Genomic DNA, 22642 nt, shown 5'->3' on the forward strand with positions numbered 1-22642 from the left:
CCCGCCCACCCTTGATTGTTTCCGGGGCTTCCGCCCCGACCCCCGGGGATTGCCCGCTCCGGGGGCTTCGCCCCGCCCTTCGGCCAGCGCAAATCCCTACAACACATCGGTGGACGCGGTTCGGGTTCGGCGGAGTGTCCGCGTTGCTTGGCAGTGGCCTGATCGCCCTGCTCCACCTCGCCAGCCGTGCCCCTGGCTGAACGAAAACCAGTGGGATCTCGTCCGGCGGCTGGGCACACTGGAGGCCGACGAAAGGATCATCATGCCGAACGAGGTCGCCCCGAACGTGCTTTCGTGGGCGAGTGACCTGGACCCGGGCGCGATCACGCAGGCCGCGCGCGCCGCCCGGATGAGCTTCGTGGCGGGCCACGTCGCGCTCATGCCGGACGCGCACGTCGGCATCGGCGCCACGGTCGGATCGGTCATCCCCACCGAGGGCGCGATCATCCCGTCCGCCGTTGGCGTGGACATCGGCTGCGGCATGATCGCGACCAGGACCTCGCTGACCGCCGAGGACCTGCCGCACTCGCTGGACGCGCTGATGCCGCTGGTGGAGAAGCGCATCCCGGCCGGGGTAGGCAAGGGCCACGAGGACAGCGCGATCGACCACGCGCTGGACGCGCTGGGCCGCCCGCACACCGAGCTGACGGCCAAGCAGGCGCACACGGTCTCGGTCCAGTTCGGCACGCTCGGCTCGGGCAACCACTTCGTCGAGGTCTGCCTCGACGAGCGGAACCGGGTCTGGACGGTGCTGCACTCCGGCTCGCGCGGGATCGGCAACCAGCTGGCCACCAAGCACATCGTGGACGCCAAGAGCATGATGGAGCGCCAGGCGATCGCGCTGGAGGACCCGGCCATGGCCTACCTGGTCCAGGGCACCCCGGAGTTCACCGCCTACATCGAGGACATGCTGTGGGCGCAGGCGTACGCGATGGCGTCCCGCGCCCGGATGAACGTGGTGCTGAACAACGCCCTGTTCAGCATCGTCAAGAAGGGCGAAATGGTGGAAACGATCAATTGTCACCACAATTTCGCTCAGCGGGAGAAGCATTACGGCACCGACCTGTGGATCACCCGGAAGGGCGCGATCAAGGCCGACCGGGGTGACGACGGCGTCATTCCGGGATCGATGGGCACCCAGTCGTACATCGTCCGCGGGCTGGGCAACCCGGAGTCGTACAACTCCTGCTCGCACGGCGCGGGGCGGCGGATGTCGCGCGGCCAGGCGCGGCGGGAGCTGACCGCGAGGTCGCTGACGGAGGCCATGCGCGGGCGGACCTGGAACGCCAGCCGGGCGGCGGCGCTGGTGGACGAGCACCCGAAGGCGTACAAGTCCATCGACAGGGTCATGGCCGACCAGCGGGACCTGGTCGAGATCCGGCACACCCTGCACCAGGTCTTCAACTACAAGGGCTAGACCCCGGCGCCCCGGGCGAGCAGCAGGGCGACGCCGACCGCGGCCACGGCGATCGCGGTCACGAACGGGGCGCGCGGGCGCCGCGCGCCGAACGTCCAGCTCGCCGCCGTCAGGATCGAGGCGGCGGCGAGAGCCGTCCAGCCGGGCGGTCCTGGACTTCCGGGCGGCGCGAGGACGAGCAGTGCCGCGGCCAGGAGCAGCGGGACGGGGGCGAGGGCCCGGACCCGGCGGGCGCCGAGCCGCTGCGGCAGGCCGCACACGCCGGTGGCCAGGTCGGCGTCGATGTCGGGCAGCACGTTGGCCAGATGCGCGCCGAACCCGAGCAGCGCCGCCGCGCTCACCGCCCACCAGGCGGGCCAGGGACTGCCCGGCAGCCCCGCCGCGATGAACACCGGAACCATCCCGAACGCCACCGTGTACGGCATCCAGGACAGCACGGTGGCCTTCACCCCCAGGTTGTACGCCCATGCGACGGCCACCGCCGTCAGATGCGCGACCGCCGCGGGCAGCCCGGACAGCAGCGACAGCGGCACGCAGAGCACCAGCGCCACGGCCGCCGCGACCCCGACCGCGCGCACGCTGACCAGCCCGAGCGCGATCGGCTTGCCCCGCTGCCCGGTCGCGACGTCCCTGGCCGCGTCCACGGCGTCATTGCACCAGCCGACGGATAACTGCCCGGCCAGCACGGCCAGCGCCACCCCGACGCACGCCGCGATCGACCGCCCGCTCCCCGCCGCCAGCGCGGTGACCAGGGCGGTGACGGCGAGGGTCGGCCCGGGATGGCAGGCGGCCACCAGCCCGTGCGCGGGTGTCAGCCGGAGAAGGGGGTCGCTCACAGACCGGAAATGCCCCCGGGACATAACCCCTACACCAGATTAGAAGCGTGATAAGTCGGGCATGTCCGGAAACAGGGGGTGGGCGAGTTGAAGTTGGGCATTAGTGATTCGACAGGTAACCGTGAGACGGGGAGCCTGATGTCCCGAATTGCCGCTGTTTATGGTGTTGTGCCGCCGAATCGATATCCGCAGGCTGAAATCACGGACGCCGTCGCGCGGATGTGCCCGGGAGCCGATCGGCGGGTGCTGGATCGCCTGCATCGCAGCGCGAAAGTGGAGTATCGCCATCTCGCGATGCCGCTGGCCGACTATGAGAAAGTGTCCGGTTTCGGGATGGCCAACGACGTCTTCATCGAGGCCGCCCTCGATCTGGGCGCGGAGGCCGTGCTCGGCGGGCTGGCGGAGGCGGGGCTGACCGCGCGGGACGTCGACATGATCATGTTCACCTCGGTGACCGGGATCGCCGCGCCCAGCATCGAGGCCCGCCTGGCCGGCCGTCTCGGGCTGCGCCCGGACGTGAAGCGGGTGCCGGTGTTCGGGCTCGGCTGCGTGGCCGGGGCGTCCGGGATCGCCAGGCTCCACGACTACCTGCGCGGCTGGCCGGAGCACGTGGCCGTGCTGCTCTCGGTCGAGCTGTGCTCGCTGACCCTGCAGCGGGGCGACGTCAGCGCGGCCAACCTGGTGGCGGGAGCGCTGTTCGGCGACGGCGCGGCGGCCGTGGTGGCCGTCGGCGGCGCCCGGGCGGAGCGGGCGCACGCGACGGTGGTGGCCACCAGGAGCCACCTGTATCCGGGTTCCGAGCACGTCATGGGCTGGGACGTGACCGACAGCGGGTTCCGGATCGTGCTCGACGCGGGGGTGCCGGACGTGGCTCGGAAGTATCTCGGCGACGACGTCCGCGGCTTCCTCGCCGATCACGGGCTGACGATCGAGGACGTCGCCGCGTGGGTCTGCCACCCCGGCGGCCCGAAGGTGCTCGAGGCGGTCGGCGAGACCCTGGACCTGAAGCCCGGCGCGCTGGACGTCACCTGGCGTTCCCTGGCCGGGGTGGGCAACCTGTCCTCCTCGTCGGTGCTGCACGTGCTGCGGGACACGATCGCGCTGCGCCCGCCGCCGGGCACGCCCGGGCTGCTCATCGCGATGGGCCCTGGATTCTGTTCCGAACTCGTGTTGTTGAACTGGTAGGACTGGCGGCATGGCATACACGCTGCTGGTCCTGCTGGTCGGGGTGGAACGGCTCGCCGAGATGGTCGTGGCGCGGCGCAACGAGCGGTGGAGCCGGGAGCGGGGCGCGGTCGTGTCCGGCCAGGGGCACTATCCGTGGATGGTCGCGCTGCACACCGGCCTGCTGGCGGGCTGCCTGATCGAGGTGGCCGTGGCCGACCGGCCGTTCCTGCCGTGGCTCGGCTGGCCGATGCTGGCCCTGGTCGTCGCCGCGCAGGGGTTGCGCTGGTGGTGCATCGCCACGCTGGGGCCGCAGTGGAACACGCGGGTGATCGTGGTGCCGGGGATGCCGCTGGTGACCGGCGGGCCGTACCGGTGGGTGCGGCATCCGAACTATGTGGCGGTGGCCGTGGAAGGGGCGGCGCTGCCGCTGACGCACACCGCCTGGGTGACCGCACTGGTCTTCACCGTGGCGAACGCGGTGCTGATGGTGGTCAGGATCCGGTGCGAGGAGGCGGCCCTACGCCTGGCCAGCACAAGATCGACGGCATGATCGACATCCTGGTGGCCGGCGGCGGGCCCGCGGGTCTTGCCACCGCGATCCGGGCTCGCCTCGCCGGGCTCACGGCGGTGGTGGTGGAGCCCCGGGCCGGGCCGATCGACAAGGCGTGCGGGGAAGGCCTGATGCCGACCGGTGTGGAGGCCCTGGAGTCGCTCGGCGTCATCGTGGACGGCTGGCCGCTGCGCGGCATCCGCTACCTCGACGCCCGCCGCGACGTCGCCGCCGGTTTCCCCGGCGGGCGCAAGGGCCTGGGTGTGCGGCGCACCGCCTTACACGCCGTTCTGGCCGCCCGGGCCGCGAGCCTGGGCATCGAGGTCGTCCCCGGCAGGATCGACGACGTGCGGCAGTTCTCCGGCCATGTGGAGGCGGCCGGACGCCGAGCCCGCTGGCTGGTCGCCGCCGACGGCTTACACTCCCCCATCAGGACCATGGCCGGCCTCTCCCGCCCCGTCTCCGGAACCCGCCGGTACGGCTTACGCCGCCACTACCGCGTCGAACCCTGGACCGACTACGTGGAGGTCCACTGGGCCACCGGCGGCGAAGCGTACGTCACCCCGGTGGCCCCCGACCTGGTCGGCGTGGCCGTGCTCAGCTCCGTCCGCCGCCCCTACGACGACCATCTCGCCGACTTCCCCGCCCTCACCGCCCGCCTGACCGGGACAACCGCGACCCGCATCCGCGGCGCGGGCCCCTTACGCCAGCGCGCCCGCGCCCGCGTGGCCGGGCGGGTGCTCCTGGCCGGCGACGCCGCGGGCTACGTGGACGCCCTCACCGGCGAGGGCCTCTCGCTCGCCTTTCAGTCGGCCGACGCGCTGGTCCGCTGCCTGGCCGGCGGCCGGCCCGAGGACTACGAACGCCAGTGGCGGCGCCTGTCGGCACGGCACCGCGCGCTGACCGGCGCCCTCCTGGCGGCCAGGAACACCCGGCCGACCGCCCAGCTCATCGTCCCCGCCGCGCACGCCCTGCCCGGCGTCTTCCGCGCCGCGGTCGCCCTGCTGGCCTGAACGGCAGGACGGCCCGGCCTCCCGAAGGAGACCGGGCCGTCCTTGTGCCGAGATGCCTACTTCTTGACGACCTTCACGTAGTCGTACGCCTCGGAGCCCGCGAGATCGCGGTTTCCGTCGAAGCGGACGCCCCAAGTACCAGACTTGTACGCCTTGACCTGCGTGTAGAACGTGCCGTCGGGGTTCGTCTCGATCGTGTCGACGTAGCGCCACTTGTGCGAGCCCTTGGGCAGGAAGTAGACGTCGATGTCCTCCCAGCCGAGCTTGTACCAGCTGTGCCAGTACTTGCGGCTTTCGTAGCACGAGGAGGAGGAGGGATAGCCATCGAGTTCGACTCTTGCTTTGTCGTACTTGTAGTACCGGTCGCCGTAGCACTGGGCGACCTGGAGGCGACCTTCCAGGGTCAGCTTGCGACCCTGCTTGACCGGCTCAGGGCTCGCGTTGAAGCCCACGAACCGGGTCCCCTTCGGACTCTTCGGCGGAGTCCAGGTGTGGTGCTTGACGAAGAACGAGCTGTCGCCGAAAACCTTCCGGCCGTTGACGCCCTCGGCGACAACGCGCACGCTCCACGAGCCGACCGGGTCGTTCCAGCCGATGGTCTTGGAGAAGGTCTCCGCGAACCAGATCGGCTTGTACTCCGGGGCCGGCGTCTTCTCGTCATCCTTCTTGTCCCACGGACCGTTGCCGCCGTGGTCGCCGCCGCCGTAGCCGCCGCCGTCCCAATTGTGTCCCTTGGGAACGAAGTAGACCTGTGCGGACTTGAGGTCCACACCTTTGACGGTGACCGAGACGGCCTCTGAGTCATGGCGGTGCTTGAGCACCACCGTGCTGGGATTGACCACGATGCTCGTGATCTTCGGGTCGGGCCCGGGATGGTGCCCATCATTCGGGCCGGGATCCGCGTACGCGGGCCCCGCCACCGCGAGCGCCGAAGCGCCCACGGCGGCCGCCACTAAGGCGGTTGCCATTCGTCTGACCATAGAGGGTGCTTCCTCTCCCCGTTCACACACGCGATCTGAGGTAGACCGCGCCTACGTCATAGACGCGTCAAGACAGGGAAAAGTTGCGTAAAAGACAGAGAAAAACTGATCACGATCTGGCAACGGAACCGATATCTCGTGCGTCTAATTACGCCGTGGTCGCCGTTCCGGGCTGACATCCGCCGCATAACGCGAGGTAGCGGGGAATTCCACCCGATAAACCCCCTCTCCGGCTGGTTTGACCCGCTGGTCGAACGATCCGTCCCGCCGGGTCCGCGCGGACGCCACCGTCTGCCATTCCCCGCCCGTTCCCCGGAACCGGATGAGCACCTCCTTCCGCTTGCGGAAGGGCCTGCGGCCCAGCAGTCCGTACGGATCCAGGCGCATCAGCGTGCCGGAGACCCGGACCTTCTTCCGCTCGCTCACCGCAACCCCCTCCAGCACCGTCTCCCGCCGCAGATGGAACGTCGTGTACGCCTTGACCTCGTTACCCGCCTGATCGGTGGCCGTGGCCGCGATCGTCCACACGCCGCTCGGATACCAGCGCGTCAGCCCCACCGCCGGATTGAACCGCCAGGTCTGCCACCCCTCCGCGGCCAGCCGGAACCGGTGGAATCCCACCGGCGGCCTGACCGCCGTCGCCGTCAGCTCCGCGGCCGCGGGCTTGACCTCCGGAACGGCGGGCGCGGCCGGAACGGCTGGCGCCACGGGCGGAACAGCGGGCACCACAGGCGGAACCGCAGGCGGGACCGCGGGCGGGACCGCGGGCGGGACCGCGGGCTCGATCGAGGTTTCCGCCGGGGTGAGATCCGGGTTCACGCCCGTCAGATTCGTGGCGCCCGCCGGCGGGCGCCCGGGCTCGACCAGCACGGTCACGCCCCGCACCCCGTGCGCCCCCCGGGCTACCACATCGATGACCAGTTTCACCGCGCCAGTGGCCCGGACCACGGGCTCCGCCGGCCGCAAACTGATGGACCTGATCGACAGCTCCGTCTCCGCGGCCCGGGCCGGAACCCCCGGCCAGGCGAGCGCCGTGACGGCGGTCAGCGTCGCGAGCATTCGTCTCGTCATGGCGCAGAACGCTAGGCAGCCCACGGCAAAACGAACTGACCCGACACACGCCCCGAATGGCAAACAAACAGGGCCGCCCGGAAACGGACGGCCCTGGCGGGACGCGGATCAGTCGCGGTACATGTCGTCGATGATCTCCGCGTACTTTGCGTGGATCACCCGGCGCTTGAGCTTCAGGCTGGGCGTGAGCTCCTCGGTCTCCGCCGTCCACTCCACCGGCAGCAGCCGCCACTTCTTCACCTGCTGCACCCGGGCCAGCTTCTCGTTGGCCGTCTCGATGGCCGCCTCCACGGCCTTGAGCACGTCGGGGTGCTCGGCCAGTTCGGCGAGGGACTCGTAGGCGATGCCGTTGGCCTGGGCCCAGCCGGGGGCGACCTCGCCGTCCAGGGTGAGGATGGCGACAGGGAACGGGCGGCGGTCGCCGAAGGCGAGGGCCTGGCCGATGAGGGGGTGTTCCTTGAGGTAGTTCTCGATGTTGGCCGGGGAGATGTTCTCGCCGCCGGCGGTGATGATGAGCTCCTTCTTGCGGTCCACGATCCGGACGAAGCCATCCTCGTCGATGGAGCCGACGTCGCCGGTGTGCAGCCAGCCGTCGGAGTCCAGGAGCTCGGCGGTGGCCTCGGGGCGGTCGAGGTAGCCGGTGGTGTTGAGCGGGCTGCGGGTGATGATCTCGCCGTCCTCGGCGATGCGGACCTCGACGCCGGGTTCGGCGCGGCCGACGGTGCCCAGGCGGTAGCTGGCGGGGCTGTTGGCGGTGAAGGCGCCGGTGGTCTCGGTCATGCCGTACACGTCGAGGACCTTGAGGCCGAGGCCGGCGAAGAAGCGCTGGACCTCCAGGGGCATCGGCGCGGCGGCGGTGGCCAGCCAGCGGGCGTTCTCGAAGCCGATCATCATGCGGATGATGCCCAGCAGCGCGGCGTCGGCCTGCTCGTAGGCGGCCTGGACCTCGGGGCTGGGGGTGCCGCCGTGCTGGCCGGCCTCCACGTAGGCGAGCCCGGCGGCCATCGCGGCGCGCACGTTCTCCTGCTGCTCCTCCGGCTGGGTGGCCAGCAGGGCCTGCAGCCGGGCCATCATCTTCTCCCAGACCCGGGGCACGCCGAAGAACATGACCGGCTTGACCACGCCCAGCGTGGCGCCCAGGTTGGCCAGGTCGGTGCAGAAGTGCACGTGCGAGACCTTGAACACGGGCAGGTAGAGGGACAGGACCCGCTCGGCGATGTGCGCGTAGGTGAGGTAGGAGATCTGGGTGCCCTGGGTGGGCAGCGAGGTCATCCGGTCGGTGGCGCCCACCTCGAACAGCACGTTGCGGTGGGTCAGCGGCACGCCCTTGGGCATGCCGGTGGTGCCGGAGGTGTAGAGCACGGTCACCGTGTCGTCGGGGCCGACGGCCCGCCACCGCTCCTCGGCCGCGCCGGGGTCGGCCGCGAGCGCCGACGCGCCGAGGGCCAGGAAGTCCGCCCAGGACAGCTGGTCGCCGGTGGCCCCCTCCAGCATGATGATCTTGGTCAGGGCCGGCAGCTCGGCCAGGATGGGCTCCCACCGGGATAACTCGCGCGGCCCGCCGAGCACGACGACCTTCGCGCCGACGTTCTGCGCCACGAAGGAGACCTGGTCGGGCGCGAAGGTGCTGTAGACCGAGACCGGCACCGCGCCCGCGTGCACGGCGCCCAGGTCGGCCAGGACGTGCTCGCTGCGGTTGACCATCATCAGCGCGACCGCGTCGCCGGGCTGGAGGCCGAGCGCGGCGAAGCCCGCCGCGATCTCCAGGACCCGCTGCCGGGCTTCGGCGTAGGTCTGGGTGGACCAGCCGCCCTCCACCGGGTCGGAGTAGGCGGGCGAGTCGGGATACCGCTCGGCCGTCTCCGCGAACTGCTGACAGATGGTCCGGCCGGCGATGTCCTGCTCGATCGCCGCACGTTCCTGAAGGACCTGAGGATCCGCCATTCCACCCTCCGTATGTGCGTACAGGTGGCCTGCATCGCATCATGTGTAAGCAATCCCTGACAACCCCCCTTTCTACGAGAATTTTTGGCATAGAGCCGGTGATGGGATGATTATTCGGTGACTTCCGTACTCGATCTCGCCGGGATCTTCGTCTTCGCCACCTCCGGGGCGCTGCAGGGCGTGCGGAAGCGGCTGGACGTGGTCGGCATGGCGGTCCTCGCGTTCTTCACCGCCGTCGGCGGCGGCGTGCTGCGGGACCTGTTCATCGGCATCCAGCCCGCCGCCTTCCGCGACGTCGGCTACCTGCTCGTCCCGGTCGCCGCGACGGCCGTGGTGTTCTTCTGGCACCCGCAGGTGGCCCGGCTGATGCCCGCCATCCTGGTGTTCGACGCCGCCGGGCTCGGCCTGTTCTGCGCGGTCGGCACCGAGAAGGCCCTGCTGTTCGGCTTGTCCGCGCCGCACGCGGTGCTGCTCGGCGTCTGCACCGCCGTCGGCGGCGGCATCCTGCGCGACCTGCTCTCCGGCGAGGCCCCCACCCTGCTCTACGACCGCCAGCTCTACGCCGTCCCCGCCATGCTCGGCGCGACCCTGATGGCGGTGCTGTCCCGCCTGGGCATGGACTACTTCGCCGCCACCTGCGCCGCCGCCCTGCTGGCCTTCACCCTGCGCCTGCTGGCGATGCGCTACTCCTGGCGGGCGCCCCTGGCGCGAGGGATCACAACGCGGGAATGAGCGAGGCCCGGGGGCTGCGACCGGCCGCCCCCCTGGACGCGGCGATCCGGCGCACCGCGTCCACGAGCACGTCCGGGGGCTGGGTGAACGGCAGCCGCAGGTGGCCTTCCAGGGTTCCGTCGACGCCGAACCAGGGGCCGGGCGCGAGCCGTACCCCCGCGGCGGCGGCCGCCTCGGAGAGCGGCGTCGCGATCGGCGCGCCGAGGCGGATCCAGAGCGATCCGCCGCCGCCGGGGACGCGGAAGCTCCAGTCCGGGAGTTCGCGGCGGAGCACGTCCACCAGGGCCGCGCGGGAGGCGGCGAGGGCGCGCCGCCGTTCGGCCCTGGTCTCCTCGATGCGGTCGAACAGGCGGGCCACGACGAGCTGCTCGAACAGGGCGCTGGCGATGTCCACGGAGGCGCGCAGCACGGCCAGGCGGCGGACCAGGGCGGCGCTCGCCCTGATCCAGCCGATGCGGAGCCCGCCCCACCAGAGCTTGGAGGCGGATCCGACGCTGACGACCCGGCCGTCGGTGTCGAAGACCGCCGTGGGCGGCGGCTGGTCCAGGTCGTCGATGGCGAGTTCGGTCCAGGTCTCGTCCACGATCACGGTCAGGTCGTGGCGCCGCGCGGCGGCCACCAGGGCGGCCCGGTCGTCGGCGCTCATCAGATGGCCGGTCGGGTTCTGGAAGTCGGGGATCAGGTAGGCCAGCCGGGCCCCGGACTGCCGTGCCGCGCTGATCAGCAGGTCGAGGTGGCGCCCGTCGGCCGGGACGCCCACCGGGACGATCCTGGCTCCGCGCAGCCGGGCCAGGTCGATCACGTGCGGGTAGGTCGGCGACTCCAGCAGCACCGGGTCCCCCGCCCCGGCGTGGAGTGTCATCAGCAGGTGGATGGCCTGCTGCGCGCCGGTGGTGACGATGATCTGGTCGGGCCGGGTGGCCAGGCCGCGCGCCGTGTAGCGCGCCGCGACGGCCGCCCGCAGCTCCGGCAGGCCGATCGGGTCGTATCCCATGCCCAGGGTGAACCGGTGGTAGCCGGCGCCCGCGTGCGCGAGCGCCTCGTCCAGGAAGCGGGACGCGGGCGGGGCGGCGGCGTGCAACGGGAGCAGGCCGCCGTCGTCGGCGCTCGCCCACGGATTGTCGGCGCAGGCGCTCGGGTCCGGCAGCGCCGTCCAGCTGCCGGCGCCCTGGCGGCTCTCCAGGTAGCCCTGCCCGCGCAGCCGGTCGTAGGCGGAGGTCACGGTGGTCCTGCTCACCCCGAGCGCCTCGGCCAGCTGCCGCTCCGCGGGCAGCCGCACCCGCACCGGCAGCCGCCCGTCCAGGATGCGATCCCGCACGGCCGAGGCCAGCGCCCGATAGTACGGCCGCGCGTCCTGCGGCACCTCGACCAGCCGGGCCAGCTGCCCCGCGCTCATAATCACCCGCCCAATATAGGGCCATTTCCCGAAATTGGCTCTTTATCGGGACTTACCGCGCCGGAAGGATTGGGGCACTATGACTGAGCTCTCCATTCCCGTCGCGTCCTTCCCGGCCCGCCTGCTCCGCCTCTACTCCGGCCTCGCCCTGTACGGCGCGGGCATCGGCCTGCAAGTCGAGTCCGCGCTCGGCAACGACCCCTGGGACGTCTTCCACCAGGGCCTGGCCGTACGCACCGGGTGGTCGATCGGCACCTGGATCATCCTGGTCGGCGCGCTGGTGATGGTGTTCTGGATCCCGCTGCGCCAGAAGCCCGGCCTGGGCACGATCAGCAACATCGTCCTGCTCGGCCTGTGCGCCGACGCCACCATCTGGCTCTCCCCCACGCCGGGGCAGTTGGCCGTGCGCTGGGCGTACCTGCTGGCGGCGGTCGTGCTGGTGGCCTTCGCGACCGCCCTCTACATCGGCGCGGGCATGGGCCCGGGCCCGCGCGACGGGCTGATGACCGGCCTGCACCGGGCGGGCCTGTCGATCCGGCTGGCCCGCACGATCATCGAGGTCGGCGTGCTGGCGGTCGGCTGGCTCCTGGGCGGGACCGTCGGCGTGGGCACCCTGGTCTTCGCCGCCGCGATCGGCCCGCTGACTCAGCTGTTCATGCGGTTACAGCGTGTAGCGTGACGAGCATGCGGATCGAGGATTACGCGCTCATCGGGGACATGCAGTCGGCGGCCCTGGTCGGGCGGGACGGTTCGATCGACTGGCTGTGCCTGCCCCGGTTCGACTCCCCCGCGTGCTTCGCCAAGCTGCTCGGCGAGGAGTCCCACGGCTCCTGGTGGCTGGGCCCCAGCTCGGGTGAGCCCGCCACTCGCCGCGCGTACCGGGGGGAGACGCTCATCCTGGAGAGCGTCTGGGACACCCCGGGCGGCACGGTCAAGGTGATCGACTTCATGCCGCCCCGGCACATCAACCCGGACCTGGTCCGGGTCGTGGAGGGCGTGGCCGGCACGGTGGAGATGAGCACCGAGATCCGGATCAGGTTCGACTACGGCCGGATCGTGCCGTGGGTGCGGCGCGGGGACGGCCACGTGCAGGCCATCGGCGGCCCCGACTCGGTCTGGCTGCGCTCCTCGATCCCGCTGAAGGGCGGCGACTACAAGCACAAGGCCACCTTCCGGGTCTCCGCCGGGGAGCGGCAGACGTTCGTGTTCACCTGGCACCCCTCGCACCAGCCCCGCCCCGAGGACATCGACCCGATCCACCAGCTCGCCGAGACCGAGGCGTTCTGGACGGAATGGGTGGCCTCCGGCCGCCATGGCGGCCCCTGGCGGGACGCGGTGGTCCGGTCCATGGTCACCCTCAAGGCCCTCACCTACGCGCCCACCGGCGGCATCGTGGCCGCCCCCACCACCTCGCTGCCCGAGGACCTCGGCGGCGTCCGCAACTGGGACTACCGCTACTGCTGGCTGCGCGACGCCACCATGACCCTGGACGCGCTCATCCAGTCCGGCTACCTGGAGGAGGCCGGGGCCTGGCGGGAGTGGCTGCTGCGCGCGATCGCGGGCCGCCCGCAGGACCTCCAGATCATGTACGGCGTGGCCGGCGAACGCCGCCTCCCCGAGATGACCCTGGACTGGCTGCCCGGCTACGAGGGCTCCCGCCCGGCCAGGATCGGCAACGGCGCGGTCGACCAGCTCCAGCTGGACGTGTACGGCGAGGTCATCAACTGCCTCTACCAGTCACTCCGCCACGGCCTGCCCCCCAACGACCACGCCTGGCAGCTGACCCGCAAGATGCTGGACTTCATCGAGACCGGCTGGGACCAGCCCGACGAGGGCCTGTGGGAGGTCCGCGGCCCCCGGCGGCACTTCACCCACTCCAAGGTGATGGCCTGGGTGGCCGCCGACCGCGCGGTCCGCGTGGTCAGGGAGCTGGGCCGGGCGGGCCCCGCCGAGCGGTGGCAGGCGCTGGCCGACCACATCCACGCCGAGGTCCTCCGCAAGGGCTTCGACGCGGAGCGTAACACCTTCACCCAGTCCTACGGCTCCCGCGAGCTGGACGCGGCCCTGCTGCTGATCCCGATGGTCGGCTTCCTGCCGCCGGAGGACCCCCGCGTGCACGGCACCATCGAGGCCGTGGAGCGCGAGCTGAGCAGCGACGGCTTCATCCTGCGCTACCCGATCGCCGAGTCCAACAACGTGGACGGCCTGCCCGGCGGCGAGGGCGCGTTCCTGGCCTGCAGCTTCTGGCTGGCCGAGGCCAAGGCCAGGATCGGCCGCAAGGAGGAGGCGATCGAGCTGTTCGAACGCCTGCTGGCGCTGCGCAACGACGTCGGCCTGCTGGCCGAGGAGTTCGACCCGCGCTACGGCCGCATGGTCGGCAACTTCCCGCAGGCGTTCAGCCACGTGCCGCTGATCCACACCGCGCAGGCCCTCAGTTAGCCCCTCCGGCCAGGCGGGCCAGCAGCCGGGCGAACTCGGCGGGCGGGGTGACCACCAGGCGCACCTGGCCGTCCTGGGCCACCAGGTCGGCCTGGATGCGGGTGAGCCGGTCGTGATGCCACCAGTACACGTGCGGGCTGAGCCCGTCCGCGCGCCGCTCGTCGAACTCGCGCTGGGCGTAGACGCGCAGGCGTTCCAGGGCCCGTACGACGCCGATGCCCTCGACCGGGTGCACGGCGATCGCGCCCGAGTGCGGGAGCACGACCAGCACGCCGTCGGCGGGGGCGGGCAGCCGGCGCAGGTGGGCGACGGCGGTGGGCGCGGTCAGCAGGCGCACGTTGACGCCGCCGAGGTCGAGGTGCTCGGCCGTGAGGCGCTCGTCGGCGAGGGCGTTGCCCAGCGCGACGTCGAGGGCCTCGGCGGGCGGGATCGGCCAGCAGAACGCCTCTTCCGGCCGGACCGGGCGGCCGCCGATGGTGAGCACCTCGATCAGGTCGGCGCTCAGGTGGCGGCCGATGATCCGGGACGGGTCCGGGATGGACGGGTCGTCGGCGGCGTGCACCCGGGTGCGCAGCAGCGGCTTGATCCGCGGCAGGTTGCAGGCGTCGAACGGCTCGCCGGAGATCGCCCGGGAGAGGTGCTCGGAGACCAGCATCGGCCAGTCCTCGCGGGACCGCCGCGCGGCCTCGCGGCGCAGGCCGACCAGGTTGACGGTGCGGACGGGTCCGGAGCCGTCCCCGGCGCGGTCGCCCATGAGCAGCGAGGTGCCGTCGTTCTCGAAGGCGCACGTGTAGCCCATCGTCTCCACGACGAGCCCGAGCAGCGAGTCGAGGTCCACGTCCTCGGCCGCTCGTGGCTCAGGCTGCACGGGCTGTCCGGGCCGGATCCGACCACGTAGCCGCCGCAACAGACCCAAGGCACCCATCCCTCCGCGTTTCAGTTGAAAATGGCGTGCTGAGAAATCCAGCTTCAGGGTGCCTTGTCCGTGTCGCTGATGAGGCCAGTCAGAGAGCACGATTCGGTATCAATAACCCCATCTGTCCCGAGCCACACACTGAACTGTGGTGATCCATGACCGATCGGCAGCCCCGCGAGGATCGGCACTCCCAGCGGAATCAGCCGTTCGGCCAGGATGGGTAGAACGTTCCCGCAGTCCACCCAGGACCCGAGCGCGAACCCCTTGACCCCGTCGAACGCCCCGTTCTGCGCCAGCTGGGTGAGCATGCGATCAATCCTGTACGGATCCTCCCCCACATCCTCAAGCAGCACGATATGCCCTTCGGCCCGCATCTCGTACGGCGTTCCGCACATCGCCGCCAGCAGCGTCAGATTGCCGCCGATCATGGGCCCGACCGCCCGGCCCTCCGACATCACCCGGTCCCCGGTGACGGCCGTCGGCGTATGCCCGTGGAACAGCGTCGTGTGCAGGTGCCCGAGCGAGTACGGCTCCGGCCCCTCCGGGTCGGCCAGCGTGGCGCAGGCGGGCATCGGGCCGAACACGGTGGCCAGGCCGAGCCGCCGGGCGAACGCCAGGTGCAGCGCGGTGATGTCGCTGGAGCCGACCAGGATCTTGGATCCGGCCGACTTCATGGCGTCCCAGTCGATCAGGTCGAGCAGGCGGCCGGCGCCGTACCCGCCGCGGGCGCAGATGACCGCGGCCACCTCGGGATCGCACCAGGCCTCCTGGAGATCGGCGGCGCGGGCCACGTCGGGGCCGGCCAGGTAGCCGCGGCGGGTGAAGATCCGGGACCCGAGGACGACGTTCAGCCCCAGGTCGGCGAGGACGCGGCGGCCCCGCCAGAGGCGCTCGGCGTCGATCGGTCCGGACGGGGCGACCAGGGCTACGGTGTCGCCGGGAGCAAGCCTCGGCGGGGTGCGTTCGTGCACCCCCCAAAGGGTGTCAGACTAGGGCTCACCTATGCGACATCCGACCCACATTCTCGTGGTAAACGGCGTAAAGGTCCGACAGCCGGTCTTCGTGCTCGGCGCCCCGCACTCCGGCGCGGACCTGCTCGCGCGTGCCCTGAAACGTTCCCCGGGCTTCCATCTCACGATGGGCCGGGCGCCGGTGGCGCGCGTGGTCTACGCGTTCGCCCGCAAGCCGTCCATCGCCAGGAGCGGCGGCGCGCCGCGGGTGCTGCGCGACGTGCTGGCCGAGGCCTGGCAGGTGATGCCGGGCGCGTGCGGGGAGTGCGCGGCGCCGTGCCGGGAGGCGGGCGGCCTGATCGGCTCCGGCGGCGCGGGCCCGTGCGCGCTGGAGCAGATCGGCGCGGGCACGCTGGCCAGGTTCGGCGACGCCAGCCCCGACCTGCTCTACAGCGCGCCGGTGCTGCTCCAGGCCTTCCCGGACGCCCGGTTCGTGCAGCTGATCAGGGACGGCCGGGACGTGGTCGCCGACATGCTGGGCGACCCGGCCGCGATGGCCTGGTTCAAGCCGCACATGCTGGCCGAGGACACCGAGTTCCCCAACCCGTTCCTGGGCGTGAACGCGGCCGCGCACCGGGACCGCTGGAAGGAGATGGCCACGGCGGGCAAGAGCGCCCTGCGCTGGCGCGCCGCCATCCGGCTCAGCGCCGTCCTGCGCAAGGAGCTCCCGCCCGAGCAGCTGCTCACCGTCCGCTACGAGGACCTGCACCGCTCCCCCGCCGAGGCGATCGACACGGTCTCCGCCTTCCTGGACACCAAGATCTCCACCATCGCCCTGTACGGCGCCAGCGCCCCCAAGGTCGGCGCCTGGAGACGCCGCCTCACCCCGGACGACCTGAAGATCGTGGAGAAGGTGGCCAGGGAGGAGCTCAAGCGGCTGGGCTACCAGCGGTGAACTGGGTTCTGTACAGCTCGGCGTACAGGCCGCCCCGGGCCAGCAGCTCCTCGTGGCCGCCCCGCTCGGCGACCCGGCCGTCCTGCATGACCAGGATCGTGTCGGCCTCCCTGATCGTGGAGAGCCGGTGCGCGATCACCAGTGAAGTCCGGCCCTGCAGGGCGGTCTTGAGGGCTTTCTGGACGGCCGCTTCGGACTCGGAGTCCAGATGCGCGGTGGCCTCGTCCAGGACGACGACGGCGGGGGCCTTGAGCAGCAGCCGGGCGAGCGCGATGCGCTGCTTCTCGCCGCCGGACAGCCGGTAGCCGCGGTCGCCGACGACGGTCTCCAGCTCGTCGGGCAGGCTGTGGATCAGATCGGCGATCTGCGCTGCCCGCAGCGCCTCCCAGACCTCCTCGTCGGTGGCGTCAGGGCGCGCGTAGCGGAGGTTGTTGCCGATGGTGTCGTGGAACAGGTGAGCGTCCTGCATGACCACGCCCACGGTGTCACGCAGGCTCTCCAGGGTGGCGTCCCGGACGTCCACGCCGTTGAGCCGCACCGCGCCCTCGTTCACGTCATACAGGCGGGAGACCAGGGAGGTCGTGGTGGTCTTGCCCGCACCCGAATGCCCGACCAGCGCGACCAGCTCGCCCGGACGCGCGGTGAACGACACGCCGTTCAGCACCTGAGCGGGTTCGCCCGTCTCCGGCCTGGCCACCGTCTCCAGCGAGGCCAGCGACACCTCGGCCGCGGCCGGGTAGTGGAAGCGCACACCGTCGAACTCGATCGTGACCGGGCCCGGCGGGATCGCGCGGGCGCCCGGCCGCTCGGCGACCATCGGCTTGAGGTCCAGGACCTCGAAGACCCGGTCGAAGCTGACCAGGGCCGTCATCACGTCCACGTGCACGTTGGAGAGGCTGGTCAGCGGGCCGTACAGGCGCATCAGCAGGGCGGACATGGCGACCAGGGTGCCGAGCTGGAAGGTGTCGCCGATGGCCAGGACGCCGCCGAAGCCGTACACCAGGGCGGTGGCGAGGGCGGCGATGAGGCCGAGCGCGATCCGGAAGACCGTGCCGGCCATGGCCACGGTGATGCCCAGGTCGCGGACCCGGGCGGCGCGCTGGCTGAAGTAGACCGCGTCCTCGTCGGGGCGGCCGTAGAGCTTGGCGACCATCGCGCCCGCCACGTTGAAGCGCTCGGTCATGACCGAGCCCATCTCGGCGTCCAGCTGCATCTGCTCGCGGGTCAGCTGGGACATCTTGCGGCCGACCAGCTTGGCGGGGATCACGAAGATGGGCAGCATGGCCAGCGCCACCAGGGTGATCTGCCAGGACAGGACCAGCATGGTGGCCATCACGATGACCAGGCCGATCACGTTGGACACGACCGACGACAGGGTGCTGGTGATCGCCCGCTGGGCGCCGATCACGTCGGAGTTGAGGCGGGACACCAGCGCGCCGGTCTGGGCCCGCATGAAGAACGCCACCGGCATGCGCTGGACGTGGTCGAACACCTCGGTGCGCAGCTTGTAGATCAGGCCCTCGCCGATGCGCGCGGAGAACCAGCGCTCGCCCATGCTGAGCATCGCGTCCAGCACGGCCAGGCCGGCGATGGCCAGGGCCAGCCAGACCACCAGGTCGATCCGCTTCTGCGGGATGCCGGTGTCGATGATCGTCTTCACCAGCAGCGGGTTGGCGATGACGATCATCGAATCGGCCACGACGAACGCCAGGAAGGCCGCGATCTGCCAGCGGAACGTGCCCGCGTAGCGCGTGATGCGCCGGACCGTGCCCGGCTTGAGCCGTTCGTGCATCACCGAGCTGTCGCGGCGCATGGACCGCATCACCGAGGGGCCGTAGCCCCCGCCCATCATCGCCATAGCCGTCCAAGCGTTGTAATCACGTAATCATCAACCCGCCGGACGCCCCGCCGATTCCGCCTCAGCCAGAAGCGAACAGGGTTCTGATTCGCACGATCTGCTCCCTCCGCTCGGCGATCGCCTGCTCCTCCAGGCTGCGCCCCAGGGCGCCCTGCAACAGCCGCTTGGTCGCCGTCGCGGCCCCGCGGTCGGTCGCCAGCAACGCCCCCGCCAGATCCTGTACGGCCTGCGCCAGCTCCCCCGCGGGAACCGCGAGCTCCGCCAGGCCCAGCCGGACCGCCTCCTCGGCGCCGACCACCCGCGCGGTCAGGCACAGCTCGATCGCCCGGGGCAGCCCCACCAGTTCGACCAGCGGCTTGGTGCCGGTCAGGTCGGGAACGAGCCCGAGCGCCGGCTCCTTCATACAGAATTTCACATCATCGGCCACCACCCGCAGGTCGCAGGCGAGGGCCAGCTGGAACCCCGCGCCGATCGCGTGACCGTGCACGGCCGCGATGGAGACGATGTCCGGGCGGCGCAGCCACAGGAAGCCGCGCTGAGCGTCCGCTATCCGTCTCTCGAAAGTGGTTTCCTCGAGAGACGCGGCCGAGACGAACGAGCCCTGCCCGGGCACCCCCTCTGGCGTGAACATGCGCAGGTCGATGCCCGCTGAGAAGGACGGCCCCTCGCCTTTCACGACGACGATCCGCACCTGATCCGGAATGTGCTCCCCGATCCGGGCCAGGGCCGACCAGGTGGCGAACGTCTGCGCGTTTCGCTTGTCCGGCCGGTCCAGCGTGATCGTCGCGATCGCGCCGTCCACCTCATAGCGCAGTCCGATCTCCGCGAGCTCGCTCGCCGAGATGGCCTCCGCACTCCCCCCAAGATTCGCGTCCACAGTCACCGGCATCCCCTTCCCCTGCGGTCGCGTCCGAGCCTACCGAACATAGTTCGGCATCTCAGACGCGGCCGCTCGTGGACATACGGGACTGAGCGGCTGCGGTCGCTACTGTGAGGCGGATCTAGCGCTTGGACTTGCCTCGGGTCGCCCCGCCGCGTCCCCGCAGAGTCACACCGGACTCGGAGAGGATGCGGTGGATGAACCCGTACGACCGGCCGGTGGAAGCGGCCAGTGCCCGGATGCTCTCACCCGCGGCATAGCGCTTCTTGAGATCGCTGGCCAGTTTTTCACGGTCGGCCCCGGTCACCCGGGTGCCCTTCTTCAGAGTCTCGGCCACGAGTACCTCCTGTAGTGCCAGACTTCCGCAGCGTTACTCACGCCATGATCAGTCATTTCGGCGAGATCGGCTACCTACTCCCAGGGAAAAGATCCGTACCCGTCAAAATTACGATCAGGCGAGGGCCACAAGATCGGAAAATTCATCGCTCCACGCGTCTTCGATTCCGTCAGGTAGCAAGATCACCCTATCCGGTTGTAGAGCGTCAACCGCGCCCTCATCATGCGTGACTAGCACAATCGCCCCAGAATAGGACCTTAACGCCGACAAAACCTGCTCCCGGGAGGCCGGATCGAGGTTGTTGGTGGGCTCGTCGAGCAGCAGCACGTTGGCGCTGGACAGCACCAGGGTGGCCAGCGCCAGCCGGGTCTTCTCCCCGCCGGACAGCACCCCGGCGGGCTTGTCCACGTCGTCCCCGGTGAACAGGAAGGACCCGAGCGTCTTGCGCAGGTCCACGTCGGCCAGGTCGGGCCCGGCGGAGCGCATGTTCTCCAGCACGGTGCGGCCCGGGTCGAGCGTCTCGTGCTCCTGCGCGTAGTAGCCGATCTTGAGCCCGTGACCTGGGCGGACCTCGCCGGTGTCGGGCTTCTCCAGGCCGCCGAGGATGCGCAGCAGGGTGGTCTTGCCGGCGCCGTTGAGGCCCAGGATGACCACCCGGCTGCCCCGGTCCACGGCCGCGTCCACGTCGGTGAAGACTTCGAGCGAGCCGTAGGACTTGGACAGTTCCACCGCCGTGAGCGGGGTCTTGCCGCACGGCGCGGGGGCCGGGAAGCGCAGCTTGGCGACCTTGTCGGAGCGCCGCTCGCTCTCCAGGCCCGACAGCAGCCGCTCGGCCCGGCGGGTCATGTCCTGCGCGGCCTTGGCCTTGGTGGCCTTCGCCCGCATCTTGTCGGCCTGCGACATCAGCGCCGAGGCCTGCTTCTCGGCGTTGGCCCGCTCGCGCTTGCGCCGCTTCTCGTCGGTCTCCCGCTGCGCCAGATACGCCTTCCAGCCGACGTTGTACGTGTCGATCACGCAGCGGTTGGCGTCCAGGTGCAGAACGCGGTTTACCGTCGCTTCAAGTAGACCAACATCGTGGCTGATAATGATCAAGCCGCCCTGGTGTGATCGCAAAAAATCACGAAGCCACCCGATTGAGTCGGCATCGAGGTGGTTTGTCGGCTCGTCCAGGAGGAGAGTCTCAGCTCCGCTGAACAGGATCCTGGCCAGTTCGACCCGCCTGCGCTGGCCGCCGGAGAGGGTTTCCAGGGGCTGCCTGAGCACCCGGTCCGGCAGGCCGAGGCTGGAGGCGATGGAGGCGGCCTCGGACTCGGCCGCGTAGCCGCCGAGCACGTGCAGGCGGTCCTCCAGCCTGCCGTACGCCCGGACGGCCTTGTCGCGGGAGCGTTCGTCGGCCGAGGACATGCCGAGTTCGGCGGCGCGCAGGTCGCGGATGATCTCGTCGAGGCCGCGCGCGGACAGGATCCGGTCGCGGGCGAGGACCTGGAGGTCGCCGGTGCGCGGGTCCTGCGGCAGATAGCCGACATCTCCGGAAATGGTGACGGAGCCGGTGGCGGGGATGCCCTCACCCGCGAGCACCCGGGTGAGCGTGGTCTTCCCGGCCCCGTTCCGGCCGACGAGACCGATCTTGTCACCCGAGTTGACCCGGAAGCTGGCCTTCTCGATGAGCAGGCGCGATCCGGCGCGCAGTTCGACGTCAGTTGCAATGATCATGATGAGCGGAACACTCCGTGGCAGGCGTGGCTGAGGGGACCCGGTACGAGGAAGTCGATCGATACGCGGGGAGAAATCAATCGGGAGTGCCCATGCCAGCAATTGTAAGACCACCCAGAACCCCGGCCACCTAGTTAACCGCCCGCGCCGCATCCTCACCGATCCCGGCATCCGCCGGTAGGCGATGGCAAGGCCGTGTCAAGGCGGCCTGCCGATGCTCCCGGGTATGAGACACCCCCGGCGGCTGCTCCTCATCGGCGCCACGATCGCCGCCAGTCTGGCCACCCTGCTCACCCCCGCGACCCCCGCGCTGGCCGAGCCGCCCGCGCCCGCCCCGACCCCACCGCCGCAGCATCTCGAACTGTCGTCCGTCCAGCCGGAGTCACGCGACCGGGTGCTGGGCGCGAACTGGCAGAAGTCCAACGACCTCGCCGTCACCACGGCCGGTGACGCGACCGGGTTCCACGTGTTCACGGCGACGGCCGCCACGGGCTACCAGTGGCGGACCGTCGCCACCCTCACCGAGCCCGGCATGGACACCGACCAGTGGATCGGCAACGCCTGCCTCACCGGATCCGGCACCAAGATCGTGGCCGTCTACGCGCCGCGCTACTTCACCAACCGCGACTGGCTGTTCAGCCGGGGCGCCTTCGCCGCGATCATCGACGCCAGGACCGGCGCCGTCACCAAGCTCAGAGACCAGGTGACGCTCGCCTACTTCAACCCGGGCTGCGGCGCCGGTGACACGGTCGCGCTCACGCAGGGCGTCAGCGAGCGGCACGGCACCACCCGCCTGCTCACCGTCGACACCGCCGCCAAGCGCGTGACCCGGGCCGTCGTGGCCACCGGCCAGCTCACCTCGGCCGTCCCCGTGGGGGACACGGTGGTGGCGGCCGACGGGGCGCGGCTCGTGGAGGTGCGGGCGGGCGGCGAGCTCACCCAGCTCGCGGCCACCGACTCGGTGCCGTTCGACCTGCGCGCGACCGCCGACGGCGGCGTGGCCTTCGCCACCCGCGACGGTGCGTCGGTCAAGGTCCGGCAGTACCTGCGCGGGGAGACCCGCGAATTGGCGTCCGGCCCGCTGGGCGAGCTGACGGTGCAGGCCGGCACGGACGGCCGCGTCTTCCTCGTCGGCCGGGCCGATCGGCAGGGCGCCCTGCCGCAGGGCGTGTCACTCCTGGACGCCCCGGCGGCGGCCGACGTCTCCTCCGAGGGCGGCCTCGCCGTCACCGCGGCGGCCCGGCGCGGCCTGCGCGCGGGACCCGGCGCCCTGCCCGCCGGACCGCCGGACGCCACCGCCCAGGGCGACGACCGCTCCGGTGCCGGTACGGAGGTGCCGGACGCCGAGCCCGTCGACATCGCCGCGCAGGTCGTCACGACCAAGAGCGCCGTCGGCTTCCAGGTGCAGCCGGGCGCCGACCTCGCCCCGTCGGCGGCCTCCGGACGCGTGACCAACCCCAAACTGGCGCTGACCCTCAGACCGGCGGG

The 22642-nt window shown here is 71.0% G+C and carries 20 protein-coding genes; 9 read left to right on the top strand and 11 right to left on the bottom strand.

What is annotated here, in order from left to right:
* Window positions 1-262 precede the first annotated feature (262 nt).
* Window positions 263-1417, top strand: a complete 1155-nt coding sequence (locus Aple_RS02950; RefSeq protein WP_155342885.1) for an RtcB family protein — start codon at window positions 263-265, stop codon at window positions 1415-1417.
* Here Aple_RS02950 and Aple_RS02955 read toward each other — a convergent pair.
* Window positions 1414-2253, bottom strand: a complete 840-nt coding sequence (locus Aple_RS02955; protein WP_246264077.1) for a UbiA family prenyltransferase — start codon at window positions 2251-2253, stop codon at window positions 1414-1416. The two genes, Aple_RS02950 and Aple_RS02955, sit on opposite strands and share 4 nt — an antisense overlap.
* A gap of 138 nt (window positions 2254-2391) precedes the next feature.
* Between Aple_RS02955 and Aple_RS02960 the strand changes: the two genes are divergently transcribed.
* From Aple_RS02960 to Aple_RS02970, 3 genes are read left to right on the top strand one after another with little or no spacing between them, the layout of a single operon-like run.
* Window positions 2392-3438, top strand: a complete 1047-nt coding sequence (locus Aple_RS02960) for a type III polyketide synthase (protein WP_155342887.1) — start codon at window positions 2392-2394, stop codon at window positions 3436-3438.
* 10 nt (window positions 3439-3448) lie between these two features.
* Window positions 3449-3970, top strand: a complete 522-nt coding sequence (locus tag Aple_RS02965; protein ID WP_155342888.1) for an isoprenylcysteine carboxyl methyltransferase family protein — start codon at window positions 3449-3451, stop codon at window positions 3968-3970.
* Window positions 3967-4983, top strand: a complete 1017-nt coding sequence (locus Aple_RS02970) for an NAD(P)/FAD-dependent oxidoreductase (protein WP_155342889.1) — start codon at window positions 3967-3969, stop codon at window positions 4981-4983. The genes Aple_RS02965 and Aple_RS02970 overlap by 4 nt, the downstream gene beginning before the upstream one ends.
* 56 nt (window positions 4984-5039) lie before the next feature.
* On the opposite strand, the gene Aple_RS02975 is transcribed toward Aple_RS02970, so the two are convergent.
* The 3 genes from Aple_RS02975 to Aple_RS02985 form a co-directional block, all read right to left on the bottom strand.
* The gene (locus tag Aple_RS02975; RefSeq protein WP_155342890.1) at window positions 5040-5951 is read right to left on the bottom strand and encodes a hypothetical protein; all 912 of its coding nucleotides are present in this window, start codon (window positions 5949-5951) and stop codon (window positions 5040-5042) included.
* A 156-nt stretch (window positions 5952-6107) separates the two neighbouring features.
* Complete coding sequence (locus tag Aple_RS02980) at window positions 6108-7034, bottom strand: Ig-like domain-containing protein (RefSeq protein ID WP_155342891.1); 927 nt, start codon at window positions 7032-7034, stop codon at window positions 6108-6110.
* A 108-nt stretch (window positions 7035-7142) separates the two neighbouring features.
* Entirely contained in the window at window positions 7143-8978 is a 1836-nt protein-coding gene (locus Aple_RS02985) for an AMP-dependent synthetase/ligase (RefSeq protein WP_155342892.1), read from the bottom strand.
* 117 nt (window positions 8979-9095) lie between these two features.
* On the opposite strand from Aple_RS02985, the gene Aple_RS02990 reads away from it, so the two are divergent.
* The gene (locus tag Aple_RS02990) at window positions 9096-9710 is read left to right on the top strand and encodes a trimeric intracellular cation channel family protein (protein WP_155342893.1); all 615 of its coding nucleotides are present in this window, start codon (window positions 9096-9098) and stop codon (window positions 9708-9710) included.
* Here the strand turns inward: Aple_RS02990 and yczR are convergent.
* Window positions 9694-11106, bottom strand: a complete 1413-nt coding sequence (gene yczR, locus Aple_RS02995; RefSeq protein WP_155342894.1) for a MocR-like transcription factor YczR — start codon at window positions 11104-11106, stop codon at window positions 9694-9696. The genes Aple_RS02990 and yczR overlap by 17 nt on opposite strands.
* Window positions 11107-11185: 79 nt before the next feature.
* Between yczR and yczE the strand changes: the two genes are divergently transcribed.
* A complete protein-coding gene (gene yczE / locus Aple_RS03000; protein WP_155342895.1) occupies window positions 11186-11785 on the top strand; it encodes a membrane protein YczE in 600 nt (199 codons plus the stop codon).
* Between the two features lie 5 nt (window positions 11786-11790).
* The gene (locus Aple_RS03005; protein ID WP_155342896.1) at window positions 11791-13545 is read left to right on the top strand and encodes a glycoside hydrolase family 15 protein; all 1755 of its coding nucleotides are present in this window, start codon (window positions 11791-11793) and stop codon (window positions 13543-13545) included.
* Here the strand turns inward: Aple_RS03005 and Aple_RS03010 are convergent.
* Both Aple_RS03010 and Aple_RS03015 read right to left on the bottom strand, forming a co-directional pair.
* Window positions 13538-14413 carry a hypothetical protein gene (locus Aple_RS03010; protein WP_246264079.1) on the bottom strand — a complete coding sequence of 292 codons (876 nt, stop codon included), beginning with the start codon at window positions 14411-14413 and terminating at the stop codon, window positions 13538-13540. The two genes, Aple_RS03005 and Aple_RS03010, sit on opposite strands and share 8 nt — an antisense overlap.
* Before the next feature lie 101 nt (window positions 14414-14514).
* A complete protein-coding gene (locus Aple_RS03015) occupies window positions 14515-15432 on the bottom strand; it encodes a S66 peptidase family protein (RefSeq protein WP_155342897.1) in 918 nt (305 codons plus the stop codon).
* Between the two features lie 31 nt (window positions 15433-15463).
* Between Aple_RS03015 and Aple_RS03020 the strand changes: the two genes are divergently transcribed.
* Window positions 15464-16366: a sulfotransferase gene (locus Aple_RS03020; RefSeq protein WP_155342898.1), complete on the top strand. Its 903-nt coding sequence runs from the start codon at window positions 15464-15466 to the stop codon at window positions 16364-16366.
* Here the strand turns inward: Aple_RS03020 and Aple_RS03025 are convergent.
* From Aple_RS03025 to Aple_RS03040, 4 genes are all read right to left on the bottom strand, one after another.
* Window positions 16341-18224, bottom strand: coding sequence for an ABC transporter ATP-binding protein (locus Aple_RS03025; protein WP_155342899.1), 1884 nt, complete (start codon window positions 18222-18224; stop codon window positions 16341-16343). The two genes, Aple_RS03020 and Aple_RS03025, sit on opposite strands and share 26 nt — an antisense overlap.
* Before the next feature lie 61 nt (window positions 18225-18285).
* Window positions 18286-19113 (bottom strand): enoyl-CoA hydratase/isomerase family protein, encoded by an 828-nt coding sequence (locus Aple_RS03030; RefSeq protein ID WP_155342900.1) that lies wholly within the window; start codon window positions 19111-19113, stop codon window positions 18286-18288.
* 112 nt (window positions 19114-19225) lie between these two features.
* Complete coding sequence (locus Aple_RS03035) at window positions 19226-19441, bottom strand: helix-turn-helix domain-containing protein (RefSeq protein WP_155336977.1); 216 nt, start codon at window positions 19439-19441, stop codon at window positions 19226-19228.
* Between the two features lie 114 nt (window positions 19442-19555).
* Window positions 19556-21154, bottom strand: a complete 1599-nt coding sequence (locus Aple_RS03040) for an ABC-F family ATP-binding cassette domain-containing protein (protein WP_155342901.1) — start codon at window positions 21152-21154, stop codon at window positions 19556-19558.
* A gap of 226 nt (window positions 21155-21380) precedes the next feature.
* Here Aple_RS03040 and Aple_RS51785 point away from each other — a divergent pair.
* Window positions 21381-22642: hypothetical protein (locus Aple_RS51785; protein ID WP_218038092.1), on the top strand; the 1262-nt coding region annotated here is incomplete at its 3' end.

The sequence above is a fragment of the Acrocarpospora pleiomorpha genome, assembly GCF_009687885.1.
GTDB lineage: Bacteria > Actinomycetota > Actinomycetes > Streptosporangiales > Streptosporangiaceae > Acrocarpospora > Acrocarpospora pleiomorpha.